22 protein-coding genes are annotated in these 26,047 nt (G+C 65.7%); 6 read left to right on the top strand and 16 right to left on the bottom strand.

The window, feature by feature from the left end:
• Positions 1-288: 288 nt before the first annotated feature.
• Both C167_RS0115710 and C167_RS0115705 read right to left on the bottom strand, forming a co-directional pair.
• Complete coding sequence (locus C167_RS0115710) at positions 289-1,647, bottom strand: DUF1329 domain-containing protein (RefSeq protein ID WP_017519236.1); 1,359 nt, start codon at positions 1,645-1,647, stop codon at positions 289-291.
• A gap of 26 nt (positions 1,648-1,673) precedes the next feature.
• Entirely contained in the window at positions 1,674-3,527 is a 1,854-nt protein-coding gene (locus C167_RS0115705; protein ID WP_051167975.1) for a DUF1302 domain-containing protein, read from the bottom strand.
• Positions 3,528-3,800: 273 nt separating this feature from the next.
• On the opposite strand from C167_RS0115705, the gene C167_RS0115700 reads away from it, so the two are divergent.
• The 3 genes from C167_RS0115700 to C167_RS0115690 all read left to right on the top strand — a co-directional run bounded on the left by C167_RS0115700 (position 3,801) and on the right by C167_RS0115690 (position 7,012).
• The gene (locus C167_RS0115700; protein ID WP_017519233.1) at positions 3,801-5,123 is read left to right on the top strand and encodes a CapA family protein; all 1,323 of its coding nucleotides are present in this window, start codon (positions 3,801-3,803) and stop codon (positions 5,121-5,123) included.
• A gap of 227 nt (positions 5,124-5,350) precedes the next feature.
• Positions 5,351-6,025: a polysaccharide lyase family 7 protein gene (locus tag C167_RS0115695; RefSeq protein WP_017519232.1), complete on the top strand. Its 675-nt coding sequence runs from the start codon at positions 5,351-5,353 to the stop codon at positions 6,023-6,025.
• 390 nt (positions 6,026-6,415) lie between these two features.
• The gene (locus C167_RS0115690) at positions 6,416-7,012 is read left to right on the top strand and encodes a GNAT family N-acetyltransferase (RefSeq protein ID WP_017519231.1); all 597 of its coding nucleotides are present in this window, start codon (positions 6,416-6,418) and stop codon (positions 7,010-7,012) included.
• 17 nt (positions 7,013-7,029) lie between these two features.
• Here C167_RS0115690 and C167_RS0115685 read toward each other — a convergent pair whose 3' ends face one another.
• The 9 genes from C167_RS0115685 to C167_RS0115645 form a co-directional block, all read right to left on the bottom strand.
• Positions 7,030-8,532: an aldehyde dehydrogenase family protein gene (locus C167_RS0115685; RefSeq protein WP_017519230.1), complete on the bottom strand. Its 1,503-nt coding sequence runs from the start codon at positions 8,530-8,532 to the stop codon at positions 7,030-7,032.
• Positions 8,529-9,581: an aminoglycoside phosphotransferase family protein gene (locus tag C167_RS32625; protein ID WP_017519229.1), complete on the bottom strand. Its 1,053-nt coding sequence runs from the start codon at positions 9,579-9,581 to the stop codon at positions 8,529-8,531. The genes C167_RS0115685 and C167_RS32625 overlap by 4 nt, the downstream gene beginning before the upstream one ends.
• Before the next feature lie 4 nt (positions 9,582-9,585).
• Positions 9,586-9,930: a cupin domain-containing protein gene (locus tag C167_RS0115675; protein WP_017519228.1), complete on the bottom strand. Its 345-nt coding sequence runs from the start codon at positions 9,928-9,930 to the stop codon at positions 9,586-9,588.
• Positions 9,931-10,075: 145 nt separating this feature from the next.
• Positions 10,076-10,447, bottom strand: a complete 372-nt coding sequence (locus C167_RS0115670; protein ID WP_017519227.1) for a cupin domain-containing protein — start codon at positions 10,445-10,447, stop codon at positions 10,076-10,078.
• Positions 10,440-11,744, bottom strand: a complete 1,305-nt coding sequence (locus C167_RS0115665; RefSeq protein WP_017519226.1) for a nucleotide disphospho-sugar-binding domain-containing protein — start codon at positions 11,742-11,744, stop codon at positions 10,440-10,442. The genes C167_RS0115670 and C167_RS0115665 overlap by 8 nt, the downstream gene beginning before the upstream one ends.
• A 33-nt stretch (positions 11,745-11,777) precedes the next feature.
• Positions 11,778-12,857: an ABC transporter ATP-binding protein gene (locus C167_RS0115660; RefSeq protein WP_017519225.1), complete on the bottom strand. Its 1,080-nt coding sequence runs from the start codon at positions 12,855-12,857 to the stop codon at positions 11,778-11,780.
• A complete protein-coding gene (locus C167_RS0115655) occupies positions 12,850-13,653 on the bottom strand; it encodes an ABC transporter permease (RefSeq protein ID WP_017519224.1) in 804 nt (267 codons plus the stop codon). The genes C167_RS0115660 and C167_RS0115655 overlap by 8 nt, the downstream gene beginning before the upstream one ends.
• Entirely contained in the window at positions 13,646-14,518 is an 873-nt protein-coding gene (locus C167_RS0115650) for an ABC transporter permease (RefSeq protein WP_017519223.1), read from the bottom strand. The genes C167_RS0115655 and C167_RS0115650 overlap by 8 nt, the downstream gene beginning before the upstream one ends.
• 89 nt (positions 14,519-14,607) lie before the next feature.
• A complete protein-coding gene (locus C167_RS0115645) occupies positions 14,608-15,657 on the bottom strand; it encodes a polyamine ABC transporter substrate-binding protein (RefSeq protein WP_017519222.1) in 1,050 nt (349 codons plus the stop codon).
• A 202-nt stretch (positions 15,658-15,859) separates the two neighbouring features.
• Between C167_RS0115645 and C167_RS0115640 the strand changes: the two genes are divergently transcribed.
• The 3 genes from C167_RS0115640 (at position 15,860) to chrA (ending at position 19,903) form a co-directional block, all read left to right on the top strand.
• Complete coding sequence (locus tag C167_RS0115640; protein WP_017519221.1) at positions 15,860-16,792, top strand: GntR family transcriptional regulator; 933 nt, start codon at positions 15,860-15,862, stop codon at positions 16,790-16,792.
• A 229-nt stretch (positions 16,793-17,021) separates the two neighbouring features.
• Positions 17,022-18,314: a glycosyltransferase gene (locus C167_RS0115635; protein ID WP_017519220.1), complete on the top strand. Its 1,293-nt coding sequence runs from the start codon at positions 17,022-17,024 to the stop codon at positions 18,312-18,314.
• Between the two features lie 224 nt (positions 18,315-18,538).
• Positions 18,539-19,903 carry a chromate efflux transporter gene (chrA, locus tag C167_RS0115630; RefSeq protein ID WP_017519219.1) on the top strand — a complete coding sequence of 455 codons (1,365 nt, stop codon included), beginning with the start codon at positions 18,539-18,541 and terminating at the stop codon, positions 19,901-19,903.
• Between the two features lie 254 nt (positions 19,904-20,157).
• On the opposite strand, the gene C167_RS0115625 is transcribed toward chrA, so the two are convergent.
• The 5 genes from C167_RS0115625 to C167_RS0115605 form a co-directional block, all read right to left on the bottom strand.
• Entirely contained in the window at positions 20,158-21,714 is a 1,557-nt protein-coding gene (locus C167_RS0115625; RefSeq protein ID WP_026079088.1) for an amino acid ABC transporter permease/ATP-binding protein, read from the bottom strand.
• Between the two features lie 65 nt (positions 21,715-21,779).
• Positions 21,780-22,586: an ABC transporter substrate-binding protein gene (locus C167_RS0115620; RefSeq protein WP_017519217.1), complete on the bottom strand. Its 807-nt coding sequence runs from the start codon at positions 22,584-22,586 to the stop codon at positions 21,780-21,782.
• Between the two features lie 33 nt (positions 22,587-22,619).
• Positions 22,620-23,663: an isopenicillin N synthase family dioxygenase gene (locus C167_RS0115615; protein WP_017519216.1), complete on the bottom strand. Its 1,044-nt coding sequence runs from the start codon at positions 23,661-23,663 to the stop codon at positions 22,620-22,622.
• Between the two features lie 22 nt (positions 23,664-23,685).
• Entirely contained in the window at positions 23,686-24,528 is an 843-nt protein-coding gene (locus C167_RS0115610) for a sugar phosphate isomerase/epimerase family protein (RefSeq protein ID WP_017519215.1), read from the bottom strand.
• A gap of 536 nt (positions 24,529-25,064) precedes the next feature.
• The gene (locus tag C167_RS0115605; protein ID WP_017519214.1) at positions 25,065-25,964 is read right to left on the bottom strand and encodes a LysR substrate-binding domain-containing protein; all 900 of its coding nucleotides are present in this window, start codon (positions 25,962-25,964) and stop codon (positions 25,065-25,067) included.
• Positions 25,965-26,047: the final 83 nt, after the last annotated feature.

The following is a 26,047-nucleotide window of genomic DNA, read 5'->3' as shown; positions in this document are numbered from 1 at the left end:
GCATCGAACGTTATTTTGTGGGAGCGAGCTCGCGAATGATCTGGAAGAACGCTGGCCCGCCCTCTCCCTAACCCTCTCCCTGAAGGGAGAGGGAGCTGTCCTCAGCCTGGGCCGACTTCAAAGCCGGCTGGTCAGCTCGGAGCATCAGAGCACGCCGAATGGCTCCCACTCCCTTCGGAGCGGGGCGCGCAGCCATGGCTGGAGAGAAGGTGTAAAAGGCGAAAAAAGCGGCCCGAAGGCCGCTGAATGAACACAAGGAGCGCCGGGGAGTGCCAATAGAGCCCGCCGTCAGCGGATGCCCGTGGCGCGCAAGGCGTTGGGGGTGAAGTCATTGCTGCTCGACTGCACGGCGAAGTCGTAGCTGCTCTTCTCCTCGTTGCGCAGGCCGGATACCGTGTAGCGGCCGGACAGCACGTCATAGTGCGTCTCCGCCGTCAGCCAGGTGAACTGCTGGTCGTAGAACGGCCGTGCATGGCCCTCGGACACGCGCCAGAGGTTGCCGCGACCGTCGTAGGCGTCGGCCTCGGCGATCTGCCAGCTGTCCTCGTCGATGTACAGGTCACGCTTGCTGTAGATGTGGCGCTGGCCCGGCTTCAGGGTCGCCACTACGTGCCACACCCGGTGCAGCTCGTAGCGGGTGTGATCCGGATTCAGGTGGCCAGGCTTGACGATGTCGTCGTATTTCAACGTTGGCGAGTCGAGCGCGAAGCTGTTGTACGGGATGTACAGCTCCTGCTTGCCCACCAGTTTCCAGTCGTAGCGATCCGGCGCGCCGTTGAACATGTCGAAGTCGTCGTAGGTACGCATGCCTTCCGCGCCGGGGCTGTCGTAGCCCACCTGCGGGGCGCGGCGCACGCGGCGCTGGCCGGCGTTGTACATCCATGCCATGCGCGGTTCCTTGACCTGGTCGATGGTCTCCAGCACGAGCATCACGCTGCCCGCCCGGCGCGGCGGCGAAAGAATCTCCTGGCGGAAGTAGTAGAGGATGTTGTCCATTTTCGCCGGGTCGTAGTCCTTGAGCCCGAACGGGAAGGCGAACTGCTCCTTCATGTAGCTGATGGTGTAGGCACCGTTGGCTTGGGGGTTCATTTGCGCGGTGGTGCGCAGCATCGCGTTGCCACGGTAGCGGGTGACATGGTTCCAGATGACTTCCAGGCCGTTCTGCGGGATCGGGAACGGCACGGTCATGCTGAAATTGTTCAGCCCGTTGCCGCCCTCGGCCAGCGAGGTGGCGGTGGCATTCTTCTTCGCCGCGTCGATCACCGCCTGCGGGTAGCTGGCGCTGCGGTGGCTCGGGTAGACGGGGATGCGGTACGTCTCGGGGAAGCGCTGGAACATTGCCAGCTGGCCCGGCGTCAGCTTGTCCTGGTACTGGCTGGCATTCTGCGCGGTGATGGTGAACAGCGGTTTGTCGGCCGCGTACGGATCGGCGAGGAAACCACCGGCATCGACCTTGCCGGCGTTCGGCGCCAGGCCACCGGTCCAGGCCGGGATGCTGCCGTCGGCGTTGCCTGCCTTTTCCGCGCCGATGGGCGTGAGTTCATTGCCCAGGCGCGCGGCCTGGTCGGCACCGACCGCGGCCATGACCTGCCCGGCGAGCAGGCTGAGCGTCAGGCAGCCCGCCTGCAACCATTGCGTGTTGTTCATGCTTGTACCTCTGGGACGGATAGGCATCAGAAGCTGACGCCCAGGCTGACGGCGAGGAAGTCGCGGTCGGTGTTGACGTTGTAATCGCCGCCGAAGTAATCGGTGTAACTGATACTGGCGGTGTAGCGGCTCAGGTACTCGGCATCGACGCCGACGCTGACCGACTTGTCGCCCTCGTTGAAGGTCGGGCCGTAGCCTTCCACGTCGTGGGAGAAGGCCAGGTTCGGGCGCAGCGAGACACCGCCGATCAGGTCGTTGTATTCCAGCCCCGCGCGTACCCGGTAACCCCAGGAGTTCTGGGTGTAGAAGCCCTTGTCGTCGCACTGGCCAGGGTTGGCGGTGTTGACCACCTTCTGGCAGATTGCGTTGCCCGACAGCCCCAGCAGCGCCGAGCTGCCAGCGCTGGCCAGCTCGCCGTTGCCGTACACGCTGCTGCGGCCGAAGCGCAGGTCCGAGCCATCGGTGGAACCCAGGTCGCCGATATGGCCGAAGCCGATCTCGCCGACCAGGGTCAGGCGTTCGGCGGCGATCACCGGAATCTGGTCGAAAGTGTTGGTGAAGGTCATCTGCGCCTGGGTATAGGGCATGCGCTTGTAGCCCTGGATCAGCGAGCCGTAGCTCGAATCCGCCCAGCCGCTGGAGAAGATCGGCAGGCCGCCGTTGACCAGCGGGCTGGTCGCTGCGGAGCCGAGCGTAGCGGCGCCGGAAACGTCGCTGGAGTTGATGCCCAGGGGCATGTTCGGCCGGTAGCTGATCTCGCCCTGCACCGCGGTGCTGCCCCAGGTGGTGTTGAAGCCCAGGCCGTAGAGGCGGATGTCCTCGGGGTAGTCCAGGTACCAGCGCGCGGTGCTCACACCGCCCTGCCCGATCAGGCCGCCCACCGGGTCGGCAAGCGCGCCCTTGCCCACCACCCAGTTACTGGTCGGCGTGCGGCTGTGGTAGTTCATCGCGTAGGCGGAGAACTCGGTGTCGTTAACCATCCAGCGCAGCGCCACGCCGAACTGGCCGCCGTCGCGGGCGTCGTGGTCCTTGGTGCGTGGCACGTAGCCGTAGCCGCCCTTGATGCCGGTGCCGTCGATGTCGCGGTCGAAGTCGCTGCCGTTCACCGCCATGTTGATGTCGCAGCCCTTGGCGGCCACGTCGCTGCCGAAGAAGGTGCCGCAGTTGTCCGGCACGGTCTTCTCCCACTCCAGCTGGTAGAAGGCTTCCATGGACAGGGTATCGGTGAGCCCCTGGTTGAAATACAGCATGCTCACCGGGATCAGCGCTTCCTTCACCTCGGAACCGGGGCGGCGCAGCGCGGCAACGTCCGCCGGGTTGATCGAGTTGATGCCGTTCTGGATGAAGGTGCTCTCGCCCCAGCTCACCACCTGGCGCCCCAGGCGCACGGTGCCCGGCAGGTCGCGGATGTTGTAATTGTGGTAGAGGAACGCATCGAGCAGCTCGGCACCGGAGGACTGGGCAGCGGTATCGCGACCGCTGTCGTCGATGTCGTAGAGGGGGCGGTGCTCGTCCTTCAGTTCGAAGTCGTACCAGTACTTGCCACGCAGGAACAGGCCGCTGTCGCCATATTTCAGCTCCAGGTCATGCAGCCCCTTGAAGATCTTGGAGAAGGTCTCGCCCTTCTTGAAGTTCAGTCGGCCGTCATCGGAGGTCTGGCTGGACGCCGTGCCGCCGTTGCGGGTGCCGATGAACTTCTTGTCCGGGCTGTCCATTGCCCAGCTCGCGCCGATGGACAGGGTCGAGTCGAAGCGACCCTCGATTTCCCCCACGTTGAAGCTCACTGCCTGAGCCGAAGATGCCCCGCCAAGGGCCATGCTGGTCGCCAGCGCCAGCGCGTGCGGCCTGAAGCCTGCGGCGCCGGTTATTGTTTTTCTCATGCTGCTCTCCGCCTGGATCGTGCTGGTCACGGCAAGCCGTGCCACCCCTGCTCCGCGGCTCGAGGGCCGGGAGGCGGTGGCATGGTAAGAGCGCTGTCACAACGCTGACTTCTGAAAAAAAGTGATGCCCATAGCCAGAATGGAAGCGCCACCGGGGTACTGCCCGTGGGTGATAACCGACGGCTATTGCAATACCCAGGATTCAGCCGACCGCCGCCGCGCATTGCCCTAAAGTCCGCCGCCATCAGCGACTCCCCAACGATGAGGTGGACCATGAAGATTGCGTTGACCGGCGACAGCATCCTGCAGCGCCGCCTGAACAGCCGCGAAGACGAAACCCTGCGCCCGCTGTTCGACCTGCTGCGCGGCGCCGACGTCAGCTTCACCAACCTGGAAGTGCTGCCCAACGACTTCCAGGGCGACGCCGTGCTGGAAAGCGGCGGCTCGCACTTCGGCGCGCCGTCCTGGGTGCTCGACGAACTGGTGGACGGCGGCTTCGACCTGTTCTCCACGGCCAACAACCACAGCCTCGACTACGGCATCTCCGGCCTGCATGCTGCCCACGCCCAACTGGACAAACGCGAACTGCTGTACGCCGGCACCGGCCGCAACCTCGAGGAAGCCCGCCGCCCGGTGTACTGCACCAAGCCCGCGGGCACCGTCTCGCTGCTGGCCTGCACCTCCACCTTCGGCAAGGGTCAGGAAGCCAGCGAGCAGACCCGCGACATGCCCGGCCGCCCCGGCCTGAATCCGCTGCGCTACGACACCGTGCACCAGCTCGACGGCGCACAGATGGAAGCCATGCGCGGCATCATCGCCAGCCTCGGCTTGGACCGCCTCTACCAGGGCGCGGTCGACCTGGGCTTCGCCCATCCGATCCCCGACCCGTCGCTGGCGGTGTTCGGCCCCTTCACCCCGCTGCTGTTCCGCCAGGGCGAGTCCTCGCGCCTGCGCACCCTGCCGCGCAAGAAGGACATGGACGACATCCTGCGCTGGGTCGAGGAAGCGCGGACGCTGTCCGACGTGGTGGTGCTGAGCATCCATGCCCATGAGCTGGGCCACGATGCGACCGGGGAATGGAACCTGGAAGTGGCCGCCGAATTCATCCAGCCGGTGGCGCGGCGCATGATCGATGCCGGCGTCGACATCGTGGTCGGCCACGGCCCGCACCTGCTGCGCGGCATGGAGATCTACAACGGCAAACCGATCTTCTACAGCCTGGGCAACTTCATCGGCCAGAACGAGCTGGTGGAACGCCTGCCGGTGGACAGCTATGAGCAATTTCGCGTGGACCGCAACCAGACGCCGTCGAAGGTGTTCCTGCAGCGCACCCAGAACGACACCCGCAGCTTCCCCTCCGATGCGCGCTTCTGGGAGAGCCTGGTGCCGGTCTGCCAGTTCGACGGCCGCCGCCTCACCGGAATCGAACTGCACCCGGTGAGCCTGGGCCTGGGCGAAGCGGTGCACCGCCGTGGCCGCCCGCGCCTGGCCGAGGGCGAGCATGCACAGGCGATCCTGCAGCGCTTCGCCGCGCTCTCCGAGCCCTACGGGACGCAACTGTCCATGGACGGCCCGGTGGCGCGCGTCCGCCTCTGATCAGGCGCCAAGCGCTGCCACACCTTTGTAGGAGCGAGCTTGCTCGCGAACCGCCTGGCAGCGCTGGTGCGGGGAAAACTGTTCGCGAGCAAGACTGGGCGTCCCCTCGCTCCTGCAACGATGCTCCCTGCAAGTGCGGCGACCATGACCGCTCAGCCGAAATTTCGATGGCGGTGAAACCCTGCCCGGTCAAAACCAGCACCCCCACCGCAGCAGGAGTGCCTGGTATGACCGTGAACATCGACAACCTGAACATCGCCCTGCCCGTTGGCAAGACGCCCACCGACACCCTGGCCATCGAGCTGCCCGGCCCGCAAGCGCTGGAGCAATACCCCGAACTGGTGACGCGCTTGCCCGACGGCAGCCTGCGCCTCACCGCACCGACCCTGGGCGCAGCCAGCAAGAGCGTGCACCGCACCCGCTGCGAGTGGAAGGAGCCCATCTACTGGGCGCTGAGCAGCGCCACCGAGCACGTCAACCGCCAGCGGATGGCCGTCACCCAGGTCAACTCGGCGCAAAAGGTGGTGATCGCACAGATGCATGTGAAGGACGATGACAGCCCATTGCTCAAGGTGTTCTGGCAGAAAGGCAAGCTGACCATGGGCTTTCGCCAGAGCTTCAACCAGGAGACGCCGGTGAACAGCACGGTGCTGGACAGCGTGCCCCTGGGGGCGGATTTCGACATTCTGGTCCGCGCCACGTCCAACCTGACGCTGACGGTCCAGGCCAGCTGCAACGGACGCACCTCCAACGTGGCGCCCATGACCCTGGATGCCAGTTGGGCGGCACGGATCTTCGATTTCCATGGCGGGGTCTACAACCAGATCGACTTCAGTGCGACGACGCTCGCCACCGATGCTTCCGTGTGCGTGATCAAGGACCTGCAGATCAGGCATGCGTGAGAACAGGTAACCCCGGCGCACGTCCGACCCGATCGCGGACGAAGTCCGCTCCTACGCAGGTAGTAAGTGCCTTGCACTTCCCTCTCCCTAACCCTCTCCCTGAAGGGAGAGGGGACCGGTCGGTGCAGGAGGAATCCATGGCATCAGCCGGCACGGACAGCTCCTTCTCCCTTCGGAGCGGGGCGCGTAGCCAGGGCGGGGGGAGAGGGCTGGGCCCAGCACAGGACTATCCCAGTAGTAGAGGACCTTGTGCGCGAAATCCAAGCGATGCTATCCATCCCTCCGGCAAACACCACCTGCTGATGCGCGCGATCGCGCTCATGGCCCGCTCCTACAGAAATACGACGGCATCCGGTAGCCTGTGATCGCACTCCACCAGAGCCCAAGAGCATGCCCGCCCTCACCTGCCCGCACCTGACCGGCCAGCACGTCGAACTCCTGCCCCTGCGCGCCGAACACGCTCAGGCCCTCCTCGATGCCGCCGCCGACGGCGAGCTGTGGAACCTCAAGGTCACCGTGGTGCCCGGCCCGGATACCGTCGACAGCTACATCGCCAAGGCCGAAAAGGGCCAGGAGGACGGCACTGTCCTGCCCTTTGCCATCCTCGACCGGCGCACAGGCAAAATCGTCGGCAGCACCCGCTTCTGGAAGGTCGACCGCGCCAACCGCAAGCTGGAGATCGGCCACACCTGGCTTGCGCTATCGGCGCAGCGCACGCCGATCAACACCGAGGCCAAGCTCCTGCTGCTCACCTACGCCTTCGAGGCACTCGACTGCGTGCGCGTGCAGTTCACCACCGACGAGCTGAACGAGAAGTCCCGCGCCGCCATCCTGCGCCTGGGCGCAGTGCAGGAAGGCATCGTCCGGCATGAACGCATCATGCCCGATGGCCGCAAGCGCAACTCGGTGCGCTTCAGCATCATCGACAGCGAATGGCCCGAGGTGAAGGCGCGGCTGCTGCAAAGGCTCGGCCGCGCCACGGCCTGATCTCATTGAGGATCAGATCAGCCCGGGTAGAACACTTCGTCGCTATAGGGATACCACCAGGAATGAATCTGCGGCTGGTGGTCGATGATCACCATCTTCGAGCGGCGGAACGCATCCAGGCCCTGGCGGCCCAGTTCGCGGCCCATGCCGGACATTTTCCAGCCACCGAACGGCAGCGCATCGTTATCGATCAGCGGGTTGTTCACCCAGACCATACCCGCTTCCAGGCGGTCCGCCGCTTCCATGGCCTCGGCCAGGTCGGTGGAGAACAGCGAGGCGCCCAGGCCGAAGGGTGAATCGTTGGCCAGCCGCACGGCCTCGTCGAAATCCTTTACCTTGCAGATTGCCGCCACCGGACCGAAGCACTCCTCGTGGAAGATCGCCATGGCCGGGGTGACGTCGGTGAGGATGGTCGGCTCAAAGTACCAGCCCACCGGGAATTGCGGCGGAATACGCCCGCCGCAGACCAGCGTGGCGCCCTTGGCCACGGCGTCGTCCACCAGGCGAATCACCTTGGCGCGGGCCGCTTCGCTGACCAGCGGGCCGATCTCCGAGCGTTCCAGCCCATGGCCGATGCGCAGTGCGCGGGTGCGCTCGGCGAAGCGCGCGACGAACTCATCGTGAATCTCGTCAACCACGAAGAAGCGCTCCGCCGAGGTGCAGATCTGCCCCGTCAGATGGAAGGCCGCGGTCACCGCGCCGGCCGCCGCCACTTCCAGCGGCGCGTGGCGGGAGATGATCATCGGGTCGCTGCCGCCGGCCTCGATCACCGCCGGCTTCATCCGCTCGGCGCAGGCTACGGCCACCGCCTTGCCCGCTGCCACGCTGCCGGTGAAGGCCACGGCGTGGGTACGCTCGGACTGCACCAGTCGCTGCGCGGTGCTGGCATCGCCCGGCACGCAACTGACCATGCCCGTCGGCAGCACCTTGAAGTGCTCCATGAATTTCAGCGTGCACAAGGTGGTGCTTTCCGCCGGCTTGACGATGCAGGCGTTGCCGGCGGCCAGCGAGGCCGCCAGGGTCCAGCACATCAGCAGGATGGGGAAGTTGAACGGCATGATGTGCACGCTCACGCCATAGGGTTCGTAGCGCACATGCTGGAACGAACCGAGCTGCGTGGTCCCGGCCACCTTGCCGGCCTCGTCGCGGGCCATTTCGGCGTAGTAGCGGAAGATCGGCGCGCAGTTGGCCAGCTCGCCCATGGCCTCGGGGAAGGGTTTGCCCATTTCCAGGGTCATCAGCCGTGCCACTTCGCGCTGGGTGGCCTGGTCGGTCTCGATGGTATTCGCCAGTTGATGAAGGATCGCCGCGCGGGACTTCGCGTCCACGCGTTTCCACTCGCGCTGGGCGGCATTGGCCGCGTCGATGGCAGCGTCTACGTCCTGCGCATCGCACAGGGCAATGCGGCCGACCATGGTCAGGTCGGCGGGGTTGATGATGTCGCGCACGCGCTGCGTCGCCACGCCCTGGTAATGCGGGCCGATGAAACGCAGGGGCAGATCAACGTGAAAGCCGGTCATGGAATACTCCGCAGGGACTCGGATGAGGCCAGACGCTGGGCGATCACGTCGCTCTCCAGCGGCTGCCGCCAGTTCGGCAGATGGGAATCGAGCAGTGCCGCCAGCGAACGCAGGTGCTCGTTGTCGAGCGCGCGCTGGAACAGGCGCAGCACGCGCGGCAGGTGTTTGAGGTAACCGTGCTTGCCATCGCGTTTGGCCAGGCGCACGAAGATGCCCAGCACCTTGGCGTGGCGCTGCGCGGCGAGCACCTGGAGATCGGCCATGAAGCGCCGGCCGTCCACTTCCGGGCGCTGGCTGAGGTAATGGGTGAGCAGGGTCACGCGCAGCGTTTCGGGAATATCGCGGCGCGCGTCTTCAAGCAGGGACATGAGGTCGTAGGCCGGCGCGCCGAACAGTGCGTCCTGGAAGTCCAGCAGGCCGCACGCCGCCACCCCTGCCCTGCCCTCCAGCAGCATCAGGTTGTCAACGTGGTAGTCGCGCAGCACCAGCACTTCGCGGCGCATCGAGACGTCGCGCCAGAGCACCGCGAACTCTGCCAGGTAGCGCTCGCGAACCAGCGCGGCAGCCTTTTCGCCCACCAGCAATGGCGCGTACCAGTCGATGAACAACGCCGCCTCGTCCGCCAGCTTCTGCCCGTCGTAGGCCGGCACGCCTTCGGCCGCTTGCGGGCCGGCACGGTGCAGGCGTACCAGGGAGTCCACGGCGAGACGGTATAGCTCCATCTCACTGTGGCCGGCGGCGAGCAACCGAGTGTAGGTGGCGTCGCCGAAGTCCTCGATCAGCGCCAGGCCCAGCTCGCGGTCGGCCGCCAGCACGCCGGGCGCCGACAGCCCGCAGTCGCGCAGCAATTGCGCCACCCGCAGGTAGGGTGCCAGCGGCTCGGCGCCGGGTGGCGAGTCCATCAGCAGCAGGCCCCTGCCATCGACGCGGAAGTAGCGCCTCGCCGAGGCATCCGCCGGTAGCGCAGTGATGGCCGCGCCGGCCAGGCCGCCGCTCGCGAGGAAAGTCTCGCGGGCGGCAGCGCGGGTGGTTTCGCAGGGCAGGTTCATGGCATCACCGGATCATGTAGACCTTCTTGATGGTCTCGTGCACGGTGCACACGCCCTTCCAATCCTTGGGAAAGAAGGCCGCGGTGTCCGGCTCGATCTCGATCACCTCGCCGGACTCGTGGACGTAGGTGCAGCGGCCTTCGAGGAAGTGGCAGAACTCGTCGCTGGTCACGTGGCAGAACCACTTGCCTGGCGTGCAGTGCCAGATGCCGCATTCGGACTGGCCTTCGGGCCCCTTGTGCAGCACCACGCCACTAACGTGGGACTCGCCCTCCAGCATGGTCGGGATCACGCCCCAGTCCTTGAGTTCGGTGACTTGCAGCGGGCGGTGGATAACGGGGGTCTTCATGTCTTTCTCCAACAATGGCCACCCACACGGGCGGCCGGATAAGGCGTAGGGCGAATAACCGCTTGCGGTTATCCGCCGAGGGGTTCGGCGCAGGATCGACGGCGGATAACGCTTGGGGCGTTATGCGCCCTACGAGTCCTCCAGGTCAGGCCAACATGTAGAGGTTGCGAATGGTGGTGTGCACGGTGCATTCGCCAGTCCAGCCAGCCGGGAACAGCACCAGGGTGTCGGGCTCGACCTCGACCACCTCGCCCGCGTCGGAGCGGTAGGTGGCGCGGCCGGATACGAAGTGGCACAACTCGTCGCGCGGGATCGACAGCCGCCAGCGGCCAGGGGTGCAGACCCACAGGCCGGTCTCGGGGCTGTTGTTCGGTCCCTTGAACAACAGGCGGCCGCTGGAATGCGACACGCCTTCCAGCGCATCGGACTGCACGCCCCAGTCCACCAGGTCGTCGTACGTGCGGGCACCGCGAATGTGCGGCGCGCTGGACGCTCCATTAAAGAAGGACTCAGGCATGGTTCACCGCCTTGCCGCCCATCAGTTGGTCGAGGATGCGCGCGGCGTCTTCCGGCCCCTTGCGCGAGCGCATGTAGTCGCTGGTGCGCGCCAGGCGCTCCTGCATCAGCTCATCGCCCAGCAGCTGGGCGATGTTGCGCGCCAGGTCTTCCTCGCTCCAGTCGTAGCGGTCCATGCGCAGGCCGTGGCCGCTTTCCTGGGCGCGCATGGCGTTGTCGTGGCCGTCCCAGACGTAGGGCATGACGATGGCCGGCTTACCGAAGAACAGGCACTCGGTGAAGCTGTTGTTGCCGCCATGGTGGATCACCCCGTCGACCTGAGCGATCACCGAGGGCTGCGGATACCAGTTGGAGACGATCACGTTGTCCGGCAGGTCGGTGTACTTCTCCACGTGCTCGCCGACGTTGAACAGCGCGCGGTACGGCAGCTTGCCGATGGTGTTGACCAGGCGCTTGAGTAGCTCGACGTCGCCCGAGCCCAGGCTGCCGAAGCTGACGTACAGCAGCGGCTTGTCGTTGTGTGCCTTGAACTGCGGAATCTCATACGGCTTGTCGGTGCGCACGCAACCCTGCAGGTAGTGGAACTGCCGCGCCGGCAGCGGGTGGCGGCGCTGGAACTTCACCGGGTCCGGGTACAGCAGCAGGTTCATGTAGGGCGACTCTTCGAAGAACACGCCCAGCGGATACGGCCGCTCGCCGCACTGGGCGAGGAAGTCATTGAAGTCGGCATGGATCGGCGCGATCACTTCCTCGAAGCGCTTCTGGAAGCGCGCGTGGCCGTCCTTGTCGTCCACGCTCATGCCCGACAGGTACGGCGGGATGTCCGGGTCGTGCACCTCGTTCTCCGAGCAGGAGATGATCCGCACCCAGGGCTTGCCGTAGTGCTTGATGGCCGGGAAGAGAATCACGTTGTCCACGCAGATCAGGTCCGGCTTGATCTTGTCGAGGATCGCCGGCAGCTCCTTCTGCGCCCACTTGGCGGTGGAGACGATGGCCTCCCAGCACTCCTTCACATAGTTGTCGAGCTGGTCGATGGGCGCCTTGCGGAAGTTGGGGATGTGGCCGTTGATGAAGTCGGTCCAGTAGCGCGCCATCTCCTCGGCCGGCATCGGCTCGGACATGTTCACGTAATGCTCCTCGAAGCCATAGGCGGCGTACACCCCGGTCATCCCCGGGTCGGTGAGGAACACCGCCTTGTGCCCCAGCGCCTCGCAGGCCTGGGCGATGCCGACGGAATTGAGGGCCGGGCCATAGGCGGCCTCGGGGAAGAATGCGATGACCTTGCGTTCACTACTCATGGTGCTCTCCTGTCGATCTTGTTCTTGAAGCAATCAGTGAGTCAGCACGCGGCCGTGCCGCGCATCCCAGCCCAGGCGCACCGGCATGCCGGCGGCGAGGCGCAAGAAGTCGTAGTCAGACGACGGCACGCGGACGATCAGCGGCTTGCTGGACAGCGCCGTATTCACGTGCAGGTTGGTGTCCAGGCCGTGGTAGGCAACTTCCGCCACCTGGCCCTGGATCTGGTTGTCGGTGGCCGGCGTGGCATCGGTGAGCACGCGCAGGCGCTCCGGGCGCAGCGCCAGGGTCACGCTCTCCGGGCTCGACTCGGCGGTGGTCTCGATGTTCAGCACTTGGTCGCCCGCCTGCAGGCGATTTGTGCCCACGCGGCGGCCCTCGATCAGGTTGCTGACGCCGATGAAGTCGGCGACGAAGCGGCTGCCCGGGTTCTCGTAGAGTTCGCTGGGGCTGCCGCACTGGCAGACCTTGCCGTCGCGCAGCACGGCCATGCGGTCGGACATGACCAGGGCTTCTTCCTGGTCGTGGGTGACCATGATGAACGTGATGCCGCTCTCGTGCTGCAGACGCTTGAGTTCCAGCTGCATCTTCTCGCGCAGCTTCTTGTCCAGCGCACCGAGGGGTTCGTCCAGCAGCAGCACACGCGGGCGCTTGACCAGCGCGCGTGCCAGGGCGACGCGCTGACGCTGGCCACCGGAAAGCTGGTCCGGGCGGCGGTTGGCGAGCTGGCCGAGTTGCGCGGTCTCGAGCACCGCATCCACACGCTGGCGGATTTCACCGGCCGGTAGCTTCTCCATTTCCAGGCCGTAGGCAATGTTGCCGCGCACGGTCATGTTGGGGAACAGCGCATAGGACTGGAACATCAGGTTCAGCGGTCGCTTGTTCGGCGGCAGCGGCGAGATGTCCTGGCCATTGAGATAGATGGCACCGGAGGATGGCGTCTCGAAGCCGGCGATCATGCGCATCAGGGTGGTCTTGCCGCAGCCGGAGGGGCCCAGCAGCGCGAAGAACTCGTTTTCGCGGATCGCCAGGGACACCTGGTCCACCGCCGTCAGGCCCTCGCCGTAGGATTTGCTCACCTGCTCCAGCACGAGCAGGTCGGATGACTTAGTCATGGGCTTTGGGCACCTTGTTCAGACGTTGGGAGGCGAACAGCGCGGTGAAGCTGACCAGCATCACCAGGGTGGCGAGGGCGTTGATTTCCGGGGTCACGCCGAAGCGGATCATCGAGTAGATCTGCATCGGCAAGGTGGTGGAGGCGCTGCCGGAGCCTGCGTTGAAGAAGGCGATGATGAATTCGTCCACCGACAGGGTGAATGCCAGCAGTCCGCCGGCCAGCACGCCGGGGAAGATCGCCGGCAGCAGTACGCGGCGCGCGGTGGTGAACCAGCCGGCGCCCAGGTCGATGCTGGCTTCGAGGATCGAGTAGTCGAAGTGCTTGAGCCGCGTGCGAACCACCGCGCAGACGAAGGCGATGTTGAACACCACGTGGCTGAGGATGATCGAGTGCAGCCCCAGGCTCATCTTCAGCAGGTTGAAGAAGCTCAGCAGCGCGATGGCCAGGACGATGTCGGGGATGATCATCGGCGCCATCAGCAGGGTGTCGGCGATATTGCTGCCTTTCTTGCCGCTGTTGCGTGCGCGCATTTCCACGCCCAGCGCTAGCAAGGTGCCGAGCACGCAGGCGATGAAGGTGGAGGTCAGTGCGACGATCAGGGTGTTCAGCGCCGCGTGCTGGATCGAGGCATTGGCCAGCAGCTTGGCGTACCACTTCAGCGAGGCGCCGCCCCACGCGGTGGGCAGGCCGCTGGCGTTGAACGACAGCAGGATCAGCACCAGGATCGGCACATAGAGGAAGGCGTACACCAGCCAGAGGTGCGTGCCCAGGGCGAGTCCGGACGGGTTACGCATGGCGCTCGCCCTCCGCGCCCTGGGCCCGGCGCGAGACCAGGGCCTGGATGAACAGCAGCAGCATCATGATGCCGATCAGGAAGAAGCTCAGCGCCGCGCCGAACGGCCAGTCCCGCGCGGTGAGGAACTGCGCGTAGATCAGGTTGCCGACCATCTGCACCTGCTTGCCGCCGAGCAGGTCGGCGGTGATGAAGTTGCCGATCGACAGTACGAAGACGAACACCGCGCCGGCCGCCACGCCCGGCACCGACAGCGGCAGGATCACCCGGCGGAAGGTGGTCCAGCCGGAGGCGCCGAGGTCCCGCGAGGCTTCCCAGAGTTCGTTGTCGATGCGCGACAGCGAGCTGTAGATGGCGAGGATGACGAAGGGGATGTAGTTGTAGACCAGCCCCAGCACCACGGTGGCATCGGTGTAGAGCAGGCTGAACGGCTCCCCGCTGTAGCCCAGCAGGCTGAACAGGCGGTTGAGCAGGCCCTCGCGGTTGAGCAGCACGATCCAGGCGTAGGTGCGGATCAGGTAGTTGCTCCAGAACGGCAGCATCACCAGGAACAGGTACACCGCCTGCCGGCGTGGCGTGGTGCGGGTGATGGCGTAGGCCGCCGGGTAGCCGATGAGCACCGCGAACAGCATGGCAAGGCCGGCGATCTTTGCCGAGCGCAGGAGGATGTCGAGGTACAGCGGGTCCACCGCGCGGCGATAGTTTTCCCAGGTGAACACGTAGTCGATGCCGCCATAGGCACCGCGTTCGAGGAAGCTGTAGACGAGCACCAGCAAGCACGGCAGCAGCAGGAACAGGGCCAGCCAGCCCAGACCGGGCGCGAGCAGCCAGGCCGACAATTTGCGGTCGGCGGATAAAGCGGTCATGCGTAGTTCCCCCAACCCCACGCCAGGCGGGGTGCTTCAGGGTTATTCCGGAGAGAATTGCGGGGCGCCAGTGCGACACCCCATCGGCCTTACTGAGCGGCCATGATTTCCGTTACGGCGCGGGTGTACGCCTTCTGCGTCGAGCCACCCACATCACGCAACTGCTGTTGCTTGACCAGTTCGGCCGGCGTGGTGGTGAGGTTCGGGTACTTGGCCAGCAGGTCCGGCTTCAGGGTGGCCATCGCCGCCTGGTTGGGCACCTTGTAGAGGATGTTCTCCGCGACCCAGGCATGATTGGCCGGTTCGAGCATGTAGTTGATGAAGCGGTAGGCGGCGTCGGGGTTCTTCGAGCTCTTCAGCACGACCATGGTGTCCACCCAGAGGTCGGAGCCCTCCTTGGGCACCACGAACTTGATCGACTCGTTGGCCTGGGTGCCGTAGTTGCACCAGCCGTCCCAGGCGTGGGCCATCAGCGCCTCGCCCGAGGCCAGCTTGGAGTAGAAGGTGGTGTCGTCGAAGGACAGCAGGCGCTTCTTGGTGGCGATCAGTTGGTCGCGCACCGCGTTGATCTGGTCCGGGTTGCCATCGTTCACCGACCAGCCGTTGGCCAGGAAGCCCGCGCCCAGCAGCCAGCGGTCGGTGGCCAGCATGGTGGTCTTGCCTTTCAAGGCATCGGAAGGCTTGAGCAGGTCGCTCCAGCTCGAAGGCGCCGGGCTGACTTTGTCCGAGCGGTAGCAGATGCCGGTGGTGCCCCAGGTGTACGGCACGGAGAAATGGTTGCCGACGTCGTACTCGAGCTTCTGCGCTTCGGGGTAGAGATTCTTCAGGTTCGGCACCTTGGCCGGATCGATCTCGGCGAGCAGGCCCTGCTTGTGCAGGATCTCGGCGAAGGGCGAGGAAACGAACACCACGTCATAGCCTTCGCCGCCGGAGGCCATGAGCTTGCCCATGATCTCTTCGTTGGTGGCGTGCAGGGATTTGTCGGCTTCGAGGCCGGTGGCCTTCTGGAACTTCTCCAGGTTGTCCGGGGCCATGTAGCCGTCCCAGATGGAGATCACCAGATCCTTGGCGCTGGCCGTAGTGGCGGACAGCGTGAGCGCGAGGGTCGCCCCTGCGTAGAGCATGGTCTTCAGCTTCATCTTGCGCACCTGACGATGGTTGTTTTTGTGTGTCGACGGCAGCGGAACGAAAAGCGTACTACATGTCTTTTTTTCAAAATAAAAACCGAATGACTGGCGAAGTCAACAATTTCCTACAACCATTTCTCACATTCTTGTTGGACCATCCTCGCTATGGCATAAGGGGTCGCCCTCTATGACGGGCCTGCTGGAGAGAAGCCGCTTGAGCAAGGACACCGAGAAAAAACCACGCACCAACCACCTGGAACTGGCCCGGCGGATCATCGAGCACGCCCAGGACAGCGGGCTGGGAGATGGCGACGGGCTGTCCGAGCAGCAGCTGGCGCGCACCTTCGGTGTGTCGCGCACGCTGATCCGCGCAGGGCTGGACCTGCTGCTGGAACAGCAACTGGTGGCCCATGAGCCGGGCAAGGGCTATCGCCTGGCGGCCGATCCTTCCGCCCAGGTGCTGGGCCCCGCCCTGCCCCAGGCCGAAGAACAGGCGCTGGCCGCCTCGGTGCTGCGCGACCGCATGGCCGGGCGGTTGGGCAACAGCCTCAGTGCCAGCGAGCTGATGCGCCGCTATGACATTGGCCGTGCCGCCGCGCAGAAGGTGCTGGCGCAGCTCAGCGAAGACCAGGTGCTGGAGCGCGGCGCCGGGCAGAGCTGGTCATTCCGTCCGCTGCTGAACAACCTCGCGGCGCTGGAAGACAGCCTGCGCTACCGCCTGATCCTGGAGCCAGAGGCGCTGCTGGCGCCCGGTTTCGACCCCGACCTTGCCCGTCTCGCGCTGCTGCGCGGCGCCATGCAGGACCTGCTCGGTGCGCCCATCGAGCGCTTCGACGTGGCGCAGTTCCGCGAGCTGGACATCGGCTTCCACGAGTTGATCGCCCAGGGCTGCGGCAACCGCTTCGTCGGCGACGCCCTGTTGCAGCACCAGCGCCTGCGCCGCCTGCCCAACCTGCTGCCGATGGTCAGCGTGCACCGCCTGCAGGAAGCCCTGCGCGAACACCTGCGGATCATCGAGCAGATCGAGCGCGGCCAGCTGGAAATCGCCGCCGACCTGATGCGCCTGCACCTGCGACTGTCCTTCGCGCAGCGTCCGCAGACCGCCAACCGCGGGATTCCGCAGTCGCTCGCCGGAGCGCGCCGCTAAGTATTTTTCACTCACGGTGTTTTTTTTAACGAAAAAATGCAGTATCAGTTTCACGCAGTGCCCGTGAGAGCCTGTTTACGATCTCGCGAGCTAGAGCAAAACAAGGCAAAAACAGGCGAGGATGCGGAGTTTACGAGCTGTAAATGAGCAATCCGAGCCTGTTTTTAACGCAGTTATGCCGACGCGCAGCAGATCGTAAACAGGCTCTGAGCAACACCCGGATGTGCCCATGACGCAAAAAACAAGAACCATCGCCTTCTTCCCCGAGGCCAGCTTCGGCGCCGCGCTGAACTGCATCGGCATCGCCCAGGCCCTGCGCGACCTTGGCGCGCGCCCGGTGTTCATCTGCCATGCGCATTTCCAGGGCATCTTCGCCGAGTACGGTTTCGCCGAGTACCCGTTGCAACTGGACTCGCCGCTGTCCGCCGCCGACCACCAGCACTACTGGGAGCGCTTCATCGAGCGCAACGTGCCCTATTTCGACCAGCCGCCCCTGGTGCAGATCGACAGTTACGTGGCGCCGGCCTGGGAAGCCATCATCGACACCGCCATCGAGTCGGAAAAACCGCTGCAGCAGTTGCTCGCCCGGCTCAAGCCCGACGCCATCGTGCTGGACAACGTGGTCAGCTTCCCGGCCATCTCAGCCGCCGGCTGCCCCTGGGTGCGCATGGTCTCGTGCGCGGAAACCGAGCTGCCCGACGCTGCCGTGCCGCCCTACCTGTCCGGCGCCAGCAGCAGCGATGCAACAGCCTGCGCGACGTACCGCGAGCATTACCTGCAAGCAACGAAAGCGGCACACGAGCGCTTCGCCCGCTTCCTCGCCGAGTGCGGCCACCCCGCCTTGCCCGCCGGCCAGTTCCTCGAGGATTCGCCCTGGCTCAACCTGCTGCTGTCGCCGACGCCGGTGCGCTACGCGCGCGAAAAACCGCTGCCCGCCGAGCGCTACCTGTACCTGGACGGCTGCGTGCGCAGCGAGGCGCCGTACGTCCCGCCGCAGTTCCCCCGGCATGATGACGCACCGCTGATCTACGTCAGCTTCGGCAGCCTCGGCGCCGCCGACGTGGCGATGATGCGCCGGCTGATCGACGCGGTGGCGCAGCTGCCCTACCGCTTCCTGATCAACGTCGGCGCCTACCGCGAGCACTACGACACGGTACCGGACAACGTCTACCTCGACAGCTGGTACCCGCAGCCAGCGGTGCTGCGCGAGTGCCAGCTGTTCATCCACCACGGCGGCAACAACAGCTTCTGCGAGGCGCTGTATTTCGGCCTGCCGTCGGTGATCATCCCCTACTGCTGGGACGGCCACGACAACGCCCGGCGCGCCGAGGAAGTGGGCGTAGCGCGCTACCTGCCGCGCTTCGAGGACCCGCTGGCAGTCCTGCCCGCCGCCCTTGCCGAACTGCTCGCTGACAAGGCCATGGCGCAACGCCTGAGCGCCGCGCGCGAACAGATGCAGGCCTCGCGCGGCACCGAAGCGGCGGCAAGGGCAATTCTGGGCATCTGTTCGGACCAGGCCTGAGCCTTTCGATCCCGCTCGTTCCGTGCACATGCGGATGCACCGCCGCTCCGCCCTCGCCGCCTCATGGCGGACGCAGGACAGCAACGCCTTCAATTTGCACGGCACGACAAAAATTGTAGAGTGCCTGGATACCCCAGCGACTGCGCCCCCTCGACTTCGGCGTCGTCCAACCCGCCGAAGCCTCAGGTGACGAGCGGCCGCCTTCGCGAACGACGAGAAAATGCATGACTGAATCGACCCTGCAGGGCGGCGAGGAAACGGCGCAAGCCCCCGGTCCCGTCGGCCTGTTCGAGGCCTTCCTGTTCTGGCTGAAACTGGGCTTGATCAGCTTCGGCGGGCCCGCGGGTCAGATCGCGATCATGCACCAGGAGTTGGTGGAGCGCCGCCGCTGGATCAGCGAGCGACGCTTTCTTCACGCGCTCAACTACTGCATGTTGCTGCCCGGCCCCGAAGCCCAGCAACTGGCCACCTACATCGGCTGGCTGATGCACCGGACCTGGGGCGGAGTCATCGCCGGGGCCCTGTTCGTGCTGCCCTCGCTGTTCATCCTGATCGCCCTGTCGTGGGTCTATATCGCCTTCGGCGAAGTGCCGGTGGTTGCCGGCATCTTCTACGGCATCAAGCCGGCGGTGACGGCCATCGTGCTCCACGCGGCCCATCGCATCGGCTCGCGGGCCCTGAAGAATGGTTGGCTATGGGCCATAGCCGGGGCGTCCTTCGTGGCCATCTTCGCGCTCAACGTGCCCTTCCCGCTGATCGTGCTGATGGCGGCCGTGCTGGGTTACCTGGGCGGACGCTGGCTGCCGGGCCAGTTCGTCATCGGCGGCGGACACGACGCCGCCAGGACCCGTTATGGCCCGGCGGTGATCGACGACGATACGCCCACGCCCGCGCATGCGCGCTTCCGCTGGCAACGCCTGCTGCGGCTGGCGGTGATCGGCGCCGCCCTATGGGTTCTGCCCATGGCCCTGCTCACCGCTTCTTTCGGTTGGAACGGCACGCTGACCCAGATGGGCTGGTTCTTCACCAAGGCCGCGCTACTGACCTTCGGCGGGGCCTATGCAGTGCTGCCCTACGTCTACCAGGGCGCGGTCGGCCATTATGGCTGGCTGTCGCCGACGCAGATGATCGACGGCCTGGCCCTGGGTGAAACCACACCCGGCCCGCTGATCATGGTGGTGGCCTTCGTCGGTTTCGTTGGCGGTTATGTTCATCCGATGTTCGGCGCCGATCACGCCTTCCTTGCCGGCGCCGTCGCCGCCAGCCTGGTCAGCTGGTTCACCTTCCTGCCGTCGTTCCTGTTCATCCTCGCCGGCGGCCCGCTGGTGGAGTCGACGCATAACGAGCTGAAATTCACCGCACCGCTGACCGGCGTCACCGCCGCCGTGGTCGGCGTGATCCTCAATCTGGCGCTGTTCTTCGGCTATCACGTGCTCTGGCCGCAAGGCTTCGCAGGCACGTTCGACTGGCCCTCGGCGCTGATCGCCATTGCCGCGGCAGTTGCGCTGTTCCGCTTCAAGCGCGGCGTAATCCAGGTGTTGCTTGGCTGCGCGCTCGCGGGTCTGGCAGTGCATTTGCTGCGCGGCTGACAGCAGCGCCAACGGCAGACGCAGGGAATGGTGACAGCCAGGCCAAAAGGTCATGCCTGAAGGTTCTGTAAGATTTCCCCGCCTCGCTCCACAGATACCGCAGCGGACACCACGCTGATCTACGCGCTGCCGCCGCTGGCTCGCCTGAGCGGCCTGCGCCACGTCGAGTTGCCGCACGGCCGGGATCAACCGGCCCCTGCGGCGGCGCTCCAGAAATTGCCTGGCGGCGCGCCCCGCCGCCAGGCCAGCGCAGATCAGCCGGCGAGGAACGCCCGCTGCTGCGCCAGGTCCTGCTCGGCCTGTCGTTCCAGGCCGATGAAGCGCATCACCCGCTCGCCGCAGTCGCCGTTGCGGATGCTCGCCGGCGCGGCGTCGACCTGCACCTGGCCGTGCTCCATGAAGATCACCCGGTCGGAAATCGACAGGGCGAAGTCCATCTCGTGGGTGACGATCACCATGGTCATACCTTCCTTCGCCAGGTCGCGGATCACGTTGAGCACATCGCCCACCAGCTCCGGGTCCAGCGCCGAGGTCGGTTCGTCGAACAGCATGATCGCCGGCGCCATGGCCAGCGCGCGGGCAATGGCCACGCGCTGCTGCTGGCCGCCGGAGAGCTGGTGCGGGTACTTGTTCGCATGGGCCAGCAGGCCGACCTTGTCCAGCAGTGCCAGGGCCTTCTGCTCGCAGATGTCGCGCCCGGCCAGGCCGTGGAAGCGCGGCGCCAGGGTGACGTTGTCGAGGATGGTGCGATGAGGGAACAGGTTGAAGTTCTGGAACACCATGCCAATGTGCTGCACGCCCTCGCGCAGGCGCGCAGGGTCCGGCTTGCCGGCTTCGATGTAGGGCTTGCCGAACAGCTCGATAGCGCCGCCGTCGATGCCCTCCAGGCCGTTGACGGTGCGAATCAGCGAGGTCTTGCCGGAGCCGGAGGGACCGATGATCGAAACCACCTCGCCGTTGCCCACGCTCAGGTCGACGCCCTTGAGCACTTCATGGGTGCCGTAGCTCTTGCGGATACCCTTGAGTTTCAGCGCGGGCGGCGCACCGGCCGGGGCGACCTCACGACTGGCCACCGGGGTTGCCGGAAGGTTCTTGCGCACGCGCTCCAGAGCTTCGGCGGCCAGGGTGTCCGGCTTGCGGGCATTGAGGTCCAGGCGGTGCTCCAGGTACTGCAGGCCCCAGCCGAACAGGGTGACGATCAGCACGTAGTAGATGGCGACCGCGGACAGGGTCTCCATCACCAGGAAGTTCTGCGCATAGAGGCGCTCGCCGACCTGCAGCAGCTCGGTGAGGGAAATGACCGAGACCAGCGAGGTCAGCTTGACCACGGTGACGTACTCGTTGATCAGCGTCGGCAGCGAGATGCGGAACGCCTGCGGAATGACGATCAGGCGCTGGATGCCGATGCCGCCCATGGCCAGGGCGCGACCCGCTTCCTTCTGGCCCTTGGCCACGGAAATCAGGCCGCCGCGATGGATCTCGGCCATGTACGCCGCTTCGGTCAGCACCAGGGCCAGCAGGCCGGAGACGAACGGATTGGACAGCAGCACGCCGCTGGCCGGGAAGAGCTGCGGCAGGTTGTAGACGAACACCACCAGCACCAGCAGCGGCACGCTGCGGAAGAACCAGATGTACAGCGCCGTCGGCGCACGCAGCCAGCGCGATCCGGAGAGCTTGGCGCAGGCGAGGAAGAAACCCAGGACCATACCGATCAGCCAGGTCAGGGTGCTCAGCTCGATCACCGTGACGCACGCTTTCCAGAAATCCGGCAAGGAGAACAGGGAGAAGAAGTAGGACCAGTCGAATTGCATGGAGACCTCGGCGAACGAGGCTGGCGCGAGGCCAGCCCCGTCTTTCATGTTGCGTTAAAGCGAAATCACTCGGTCGCCGGAGCTTCTTCCAGAGCGTACTTCTTCAGCAGGGCAGCGAATTCGCCGCTGTCCTTGGTCTTCTGGAAGGCGCTCTTGAGTGCGTCGTACAGTTCCTGGTTGCCCTTCTTCACGTACATGCCCAGGGTCTGCTTGTAGATCAGCTCGCTGGAGCTGACCACCACGCGGCCCTTGGAGCGCTCGGCGATCATGTGCGCGGCGCCGGAAATCTCCACCTGGGCCTGGACGTTCTTCGACAGCAACGCCTGGGTCACTTCCGGCGCGGACGGGTATTCGCTCACGCTGATGGCGCCCTTGCCGTTGGGTACGCAGTAGGTCTTGGACAGCTCCTCGAACTTCGGCACCCAGGTGGTGCCCTTTTCCAGGCCGATCTTCTTGCCGCAGAGGTCTTCGGGCTTCGCCGGGCGCTCGGTGCTGTCGGCCGGGACCATGATGGCTGCGCCGGTCTGCGCGTAGGGGATCGCCAGGGCCTGCGCGGCACGCTCGGGGGTGACGTACATGCCGGAGATCACCGCATCGAAGTGGCCGGCGTTCAGGCCCAGGATCAGCCCGGAGAACTTGGTGTTGACGAAGCTCGTCGTAAGGCCCATGTGCTTGGCCAGCAGCTCCGCCAGCTCGGGGTCCGAGCCGACCACCTTGTCGCCGTCATAGGACTCGAAGGGCGGGTAGGTGATTTCCATGCCGACCTTGAACTGCCCCGGCGTGGCGGTCAGGGCGGCGCTGGCGGTCTGCAGGGGGCCCAGGAGGACTGCGCCGACGACAGCGGCGGCCAGGAGGGTGCGGGTGGTTTTCATGGTGATTGCTCCAGTCTAGGGTTGCGCGCGGCTTCAGGAAGGCTGCGTCTGTTTTTTCAGGTGGCCGAAGCTGGACGGCTTGCGCGCCCGCTCCGGCAGTGCCAGCTCGCCGTCGGCGACCTTGCGGCGCAGGTAGCTGTAGGTCTGCAGCGCCTGGCTCCACATGTGCTCGCCGATGGCGATGGTTTCGTAGTCCTGGCTGCCGTTGTCGAACTGCGGCAGCGGGCGGATCTGCGTGTGGTAGTCGCAGGCGTAGAACAGCGGGAACGAGTAGCGCTCCTCGCGCACGGTGCGCACGCGGTGGGCGGTGGCGACGAAGGCGCCGTTGGTCATCACCTCCAGCATGTCGCCGATGTTCACCACGAAGGCACCCGGCACTGGCGGCGCGTCGATCCACTCGCCGTCTTCGTTCATCACTTCCAGGCCCGGCTGGGTGGCGTGCAGGATGGTGAAACACTCGTAGTCGGTATGTGCCCCGATGCCCGGTGCATCCTGCGCTTCGCCATCGAAGGGGTAATGGATCAGGCGCAGTTTCGACGGCGGCCGGCTCACCAGCGGGTCGAAATAGCCCTCCTCCAGGCCCAGCGCCAGGGCGAAGCCGTCGAACAGCTTGCGGCCGAGGGCGAACACCGCCTGGTAGTAGGCGCTCACCTGCTGCTGGAAGCCGGGCACCTCCGGCCAGCGGTTCGGCCCCAGCAGCGGCGTGCCGGCCAGCACCAGCGGGTCGTCGGCGGGCACTTCGAAGCCGACGTCGAAGGCTTCCTTGTGGTCCGGCTTGCCCTTGGCGTAGACCTCCTCGCCTTCGGGGACGAAGCCCTTGTGGCTTTCCGATACGCCGATGTAGTGGCGCATCTTGGCGTCCAGCGACTGGGCGAAATAGTCCCGCGCGGCCGCTTGCAGACCTTCGATCAGCGCAGGATCCAGGCCGTGGTTGCGGATGTAGAGAAAGCCCACTTCTCGGGCGGCCTTGCCCAGTTCGTCCGCCACCGCCTGACGTTCCTCCAGGCGCGGGCTGAACAGCCCGCCGATGTCGATGACGGGGATGGAGGTGAAGGCTCTGCTCGCTTGCTCCTGCATGTTCGATGGCTCCGGTTCGGATTCAGGATTGGAGGAAGCGCTGGAAGTGGCGACGCTCTTCGTCGGCCATCCAGCGGTTCAGCGCCCACAGATCGGCGATCGGGGCATTGGTGAAAGGCAGGTGGTGCAAATAGCCGTCCGGGCCGAATTCCGGGGTCAGAGTCGTTATCTCTTGGCCGCGAGCCCGCTGGGCGTGCCACACGGCCTCCCAGTGCCGCTGGTGGAAGGCCAGCGCCTTGGCGTATTCCGGCGCGCCGGGGTGCGGCACTTGCGGCCCCTGGTCGTAGCCGACACGGGCCTGGATGTGCTGCACGCGCTCGACGAAAGGCGCGAGATCATCGGCGGGGTCGTCGAGCAGGCGCTCGCAGACCACCACCCAATGGCTGATGTCGGTGGTGAAGCGCAGCTCGGGCACCTGGCGGATCAGCTCGAGGGTCACCCAGGGGCTGTATAGGGAACGTGCGCGGTGAATCTCGAAGAGGCAGGTCAGTTCCTGCGCGGCGGCCAGCTCCAGGGCGCGGCCGAAGAAGTCGACCTGCGCGGCAAGCGGCCAGCGATCGTTGCCGGCCAGGGTGTTGACCAGGCGCGGCGACAGCTCGGCGGCGTAACCCAGCTTGCGCTGCAGGTCGTCCAGGTGATCCTGCGGGCTGGCCGCCTGATCGGGCAGCACGTCGTGGGCGGTGAACAGGGTCGCGATATAGGGCACCCCTTCTGCTGCCAGCAATCGTGCATGGTCGGCGCGGATGGCAGGCTCCAGGGGCAGCCGCGCTTCCAGGCCGTCGAAGCCGGCCTCGCGCAGCTCGGCGATGGCCTGCGGCCAGCCAGGGGTGTAGCCCCACAGGGTGCGGAAGATTTCGAGTCGCATGGACGAACTCCGGGCAGGGTTAACCGCGCCGTCGGGCACGGCGAAGCATTCGGCAGGAGGTTCAGCGCACGGGCGCGGCGGCTGAAAGCGTCAGGCGTCGAGGCGCGTCGGCGGGTGCAGGGAAGGAGGTGGAGCGGAGAAACTGCGCAAGCATGGACATGGTGATATTCCTCTGACAGACCGCTGCTTCGCGGGCCTGTACTCGCCGATTGTTGTTGTATGCCTGGCGTGTGGCCGCCGGGCTTTGGCAGTAAGGAACAACAGCACGGCCGGAGCTTTTCAGACGCTCCGGTCCGCGTAGACCAAGACCTCAGCGGCTTGGTGTGAATGCAGTTGTCGCAGCTTGATGGGCTGGAGAAAATAGCCCTGTGCAAATAATTACTTCAGATTTTTCAAAAGTAATTTTCCTTGAATGAAGCGGGAATTCACTCGGCAGAACACAGCACCGGACAGGTCGTCCGATCGTGGCGCGCCGCCCTGGCGAGCCACCTGGGTGGCCCGACACGCGGGGGGAGAGCGCCTGACGCCGGGCGGCATCAGGCAGTGGGCGAGTCCTGTGGCTCCGCCGCTTGCAGCAGCAGCCAGTCGATCAGCTCGCGCAATTGCGGCGACGTCTCGCGACGTTCGGGATACACCAGGTAATACGCCGCCCCCGTGCGCACCTTCAGTTCGAAAGGCGCCACCAGTCGCCCGGCGCGAAGGTCGTCGCCGATCAGTGCCCAATCGCCCATCGCCACGCCGGCACCCTGGGTGGCCACCGAAACGGCGAGGTCGAGGGTGTCGAAGTGCTGGCCCTTGCCCATGTTGCTGACCCGGGTGCCGGCCGCGGACAGCCAGGCCTCCCAGTCGCGCTGGTCGCGGGTCGGGTGCAGCAGCATATGCCGCTCCAGGTCCTCCAGGGCGCCCAGGGGCAGCGGGCCGTGCAGCAGTTGCGGGGCGCAGACCGGCGTCAGTTGCTCGTCGAACAGCCGGTGGCAGGCGGGGCCATCCTTCTTCTGCACGCTGTAGACCACCGCGGCGTCGAACTCCTCGCTACGAAAATCCACCGAGTGCTGCACGGTGGTGGTCAGCTCCACCGGCACGTCCGGACGCTCGGTCTGCCATTGCAGCAGCCGTGGCAACAGCCAGCGCATGATGCAGGTAGGCGCCTTGAGCTGCAGCGCCTCGCGCTTGCCACCGACCTCCTCCATCGCCTCTTCGATCAATGCGAACACCTGCTGGATGCGCGGCAGCAGCTCGCGCCCCTGGGGCGTGAGGGTCAGGCCGCGCGCCTGCCGCTGGAACAGCGTATAGCCCAGATGGCTTTCCAGGCCGGCGATCTGCCGGCTCACCGCGCCCTGGGTGATATGCAGGAGGCCGGCCGCGCGGGTGAAGTTGCAGCATTGCGCGGTGACCAGGAAGGTGTGCAGGGCAGGCAGAGGGGGCAAGCGCTTCATCGGGGCTCAGGCATGAGGTGAAGACATGCCTAGTATGACAAATTTTGGTTTGTCAGCGCCCTCGCCCGACAGGTCCAATGCCC

This window comes from Pseudomonas nitroreducens TX1, assembly GCF_000313755.1.
Taxonomy (GTDB): Bacteria; Pseudomonadota; Gammaproteobacteria; order Pseudomonadales; family Pseudomonadaceae; genus Pseudomonas; species Pseudomonas nitroreducens_A.
This window is presented reverse-complemented; position numbering and strand designations above follow the sequence as displayed.

Excerpts from the sequence above, each read along its gene's own strand:
- C167_RS0115665 (WP_017519226.1), bottom strand. The coding sequence starts at position 11,744 with ATGAGTAGTGAACGCAAGGTCATCGCATTCTTCCCCGAGGCCGCCTAT.
- C167_RS0115645 (WP_017519222.1), bottom strand. The coding sequence starts at position 15,657 with ATGAAGCTGAAGACCATGCTCTACGCAGGGGCGACCCTCGCGCTCACG.
- C167_RS0115625 (WP_026079088.1), bottom strand. The coding sequence starts at position 21,714 with ATGCAATTCGACTGGTCCTACTTCTTCTCCCTGTTCTCCTTGCCGGAT.
- C167_RS0115695 (WP_017519232.1), top strand. The coding sequence starts at position 5,351 with ATGACCGTGAACATCGACAACCTGAACATCGCCCTGCCCGTTGGCAAG.
- C167_RS0115710 (WP_017519236.1), bottom strand. The coding sequence starts at position 1,647 with ATGAACAACACGCAATGGTTGCAGGCGGGCTGCCTGACGCTCAGCCTG.
- C167_RS0115660 (WP_017519225.1), bottom strand. The coding sequence starts at position 12,857 with ATGACTAAGTCATCCGACCTGCTCGTGCTGGAGCAGGTGAGCAAATCC.
- C167_RS0115620 (WP_017519217.1), bottom strand. The coding sequence starts at position 22,586 with ATGAAAACCACCCGCACCCTCCTGGCCGCCGCTGTCGTCGGCGCAGTC.
- C167_RS0115615 (WP_017519216.1), bottom strand. The coding sequence starts at position 23,663 with ATGCAGGAGCAAGCGAGCAGAGCCTTCACCTCCATCCCCGTCATCGAC.
- C167_RS0115670 (WP_017519227.1), bottom strand. The coding sequence starts at position 10,447 with ATGCCTGAGTCCTTCTTTAATGGAGCGTCCAGCGCGCCGCACATTCGC.
- C167_RS0115635 (WP_017519220.1), top strand. The coding sequence starts at position 17,022 with ATGACGCAAAAAACAAGAACCATCGCCTTCTTCCCCGAGGCCAGCTTC.
- C167_RS0115655 (WP_017519224.1), bottom strand. The coding sequence starts at position 13,653 with ATGCGTAACCCGTCCGGACTCGCCCTGGGCACGCACCTCTGGCTGGTG.
- C167_RS0115675 (WP_017519228.1), bottom strand. The coding sequence starts at position 9,930 with ATGAAGACCCCCGTTATCCACCGCCCGCTGCAAGTCACCGAACTCAAG.
- chrA (WP_017519219.1), top strand. The coding sequence starts at position 18,539 with ATGACTGAATCGACCCTGCAGGGCGGCGAGGAAACGGCGCAAGCCCCC.
- C167_RS0115685 (WP_017519230.1), bottom strand. The coding sequence starts at position 8,532 with ATGACCGGCTTTCACGTTGATCTGCCCCTGCGTTTCATCGGCCCGCAT.
- C167_RS0115705 (WP_051167975.1), bottom strand. The coding sequence starts at position 3,527 with ATGAGAAAAACAATAACCGGCGCCGCAGGCTTCAGGCCGCACGCGCTG.
- C167_RS0115700 (WP_017519233.1), top strand. The coding sequence starts at position 3,801 with ATGAAGATTGCGTTGACCGGCGACAGCATCCTGCAGCGCCGCCTGAAC.
- C167_RS0115610 (WP_017519215.1), bottom strand. The coding sequence starts at position 24,528 with ATGCGACTCGAAATCTTCCGCACCCTGTGGGGCTACACCCCTGGCTGG.
- C167_RS0115690 (WP_017519231.1), top strand. The coding sequence starts at position 6,416 with ATGCCCGCCCTCACCTGCCCGCACCTGACCGGCCAGCACGTCGAACTC.
- C167_RS32625 (WP_017519229.1), bottom strand. The coding sequence starts at position 9,581 with ATGAACCTGCCCTGCGAAACCACCCGCGCTGCCGCCCGCGAGACTTTC.
- C167_RS0115650 (WP_017519223.1), bottom strand. The coding sequence starts at position 14,518 with ATGACCGCTTTATCCGCCGACCGCAAATTGTCGGCCTGGCTGCTCGCG.
- C167_RS0115605 (WP_017519214.1), bottom strand. The coding sequence starts at position 25,964 with ATGAAGCGCTTGCCCCCTCTGCCTGCCCTGCACACCTTCCTGGTCACC.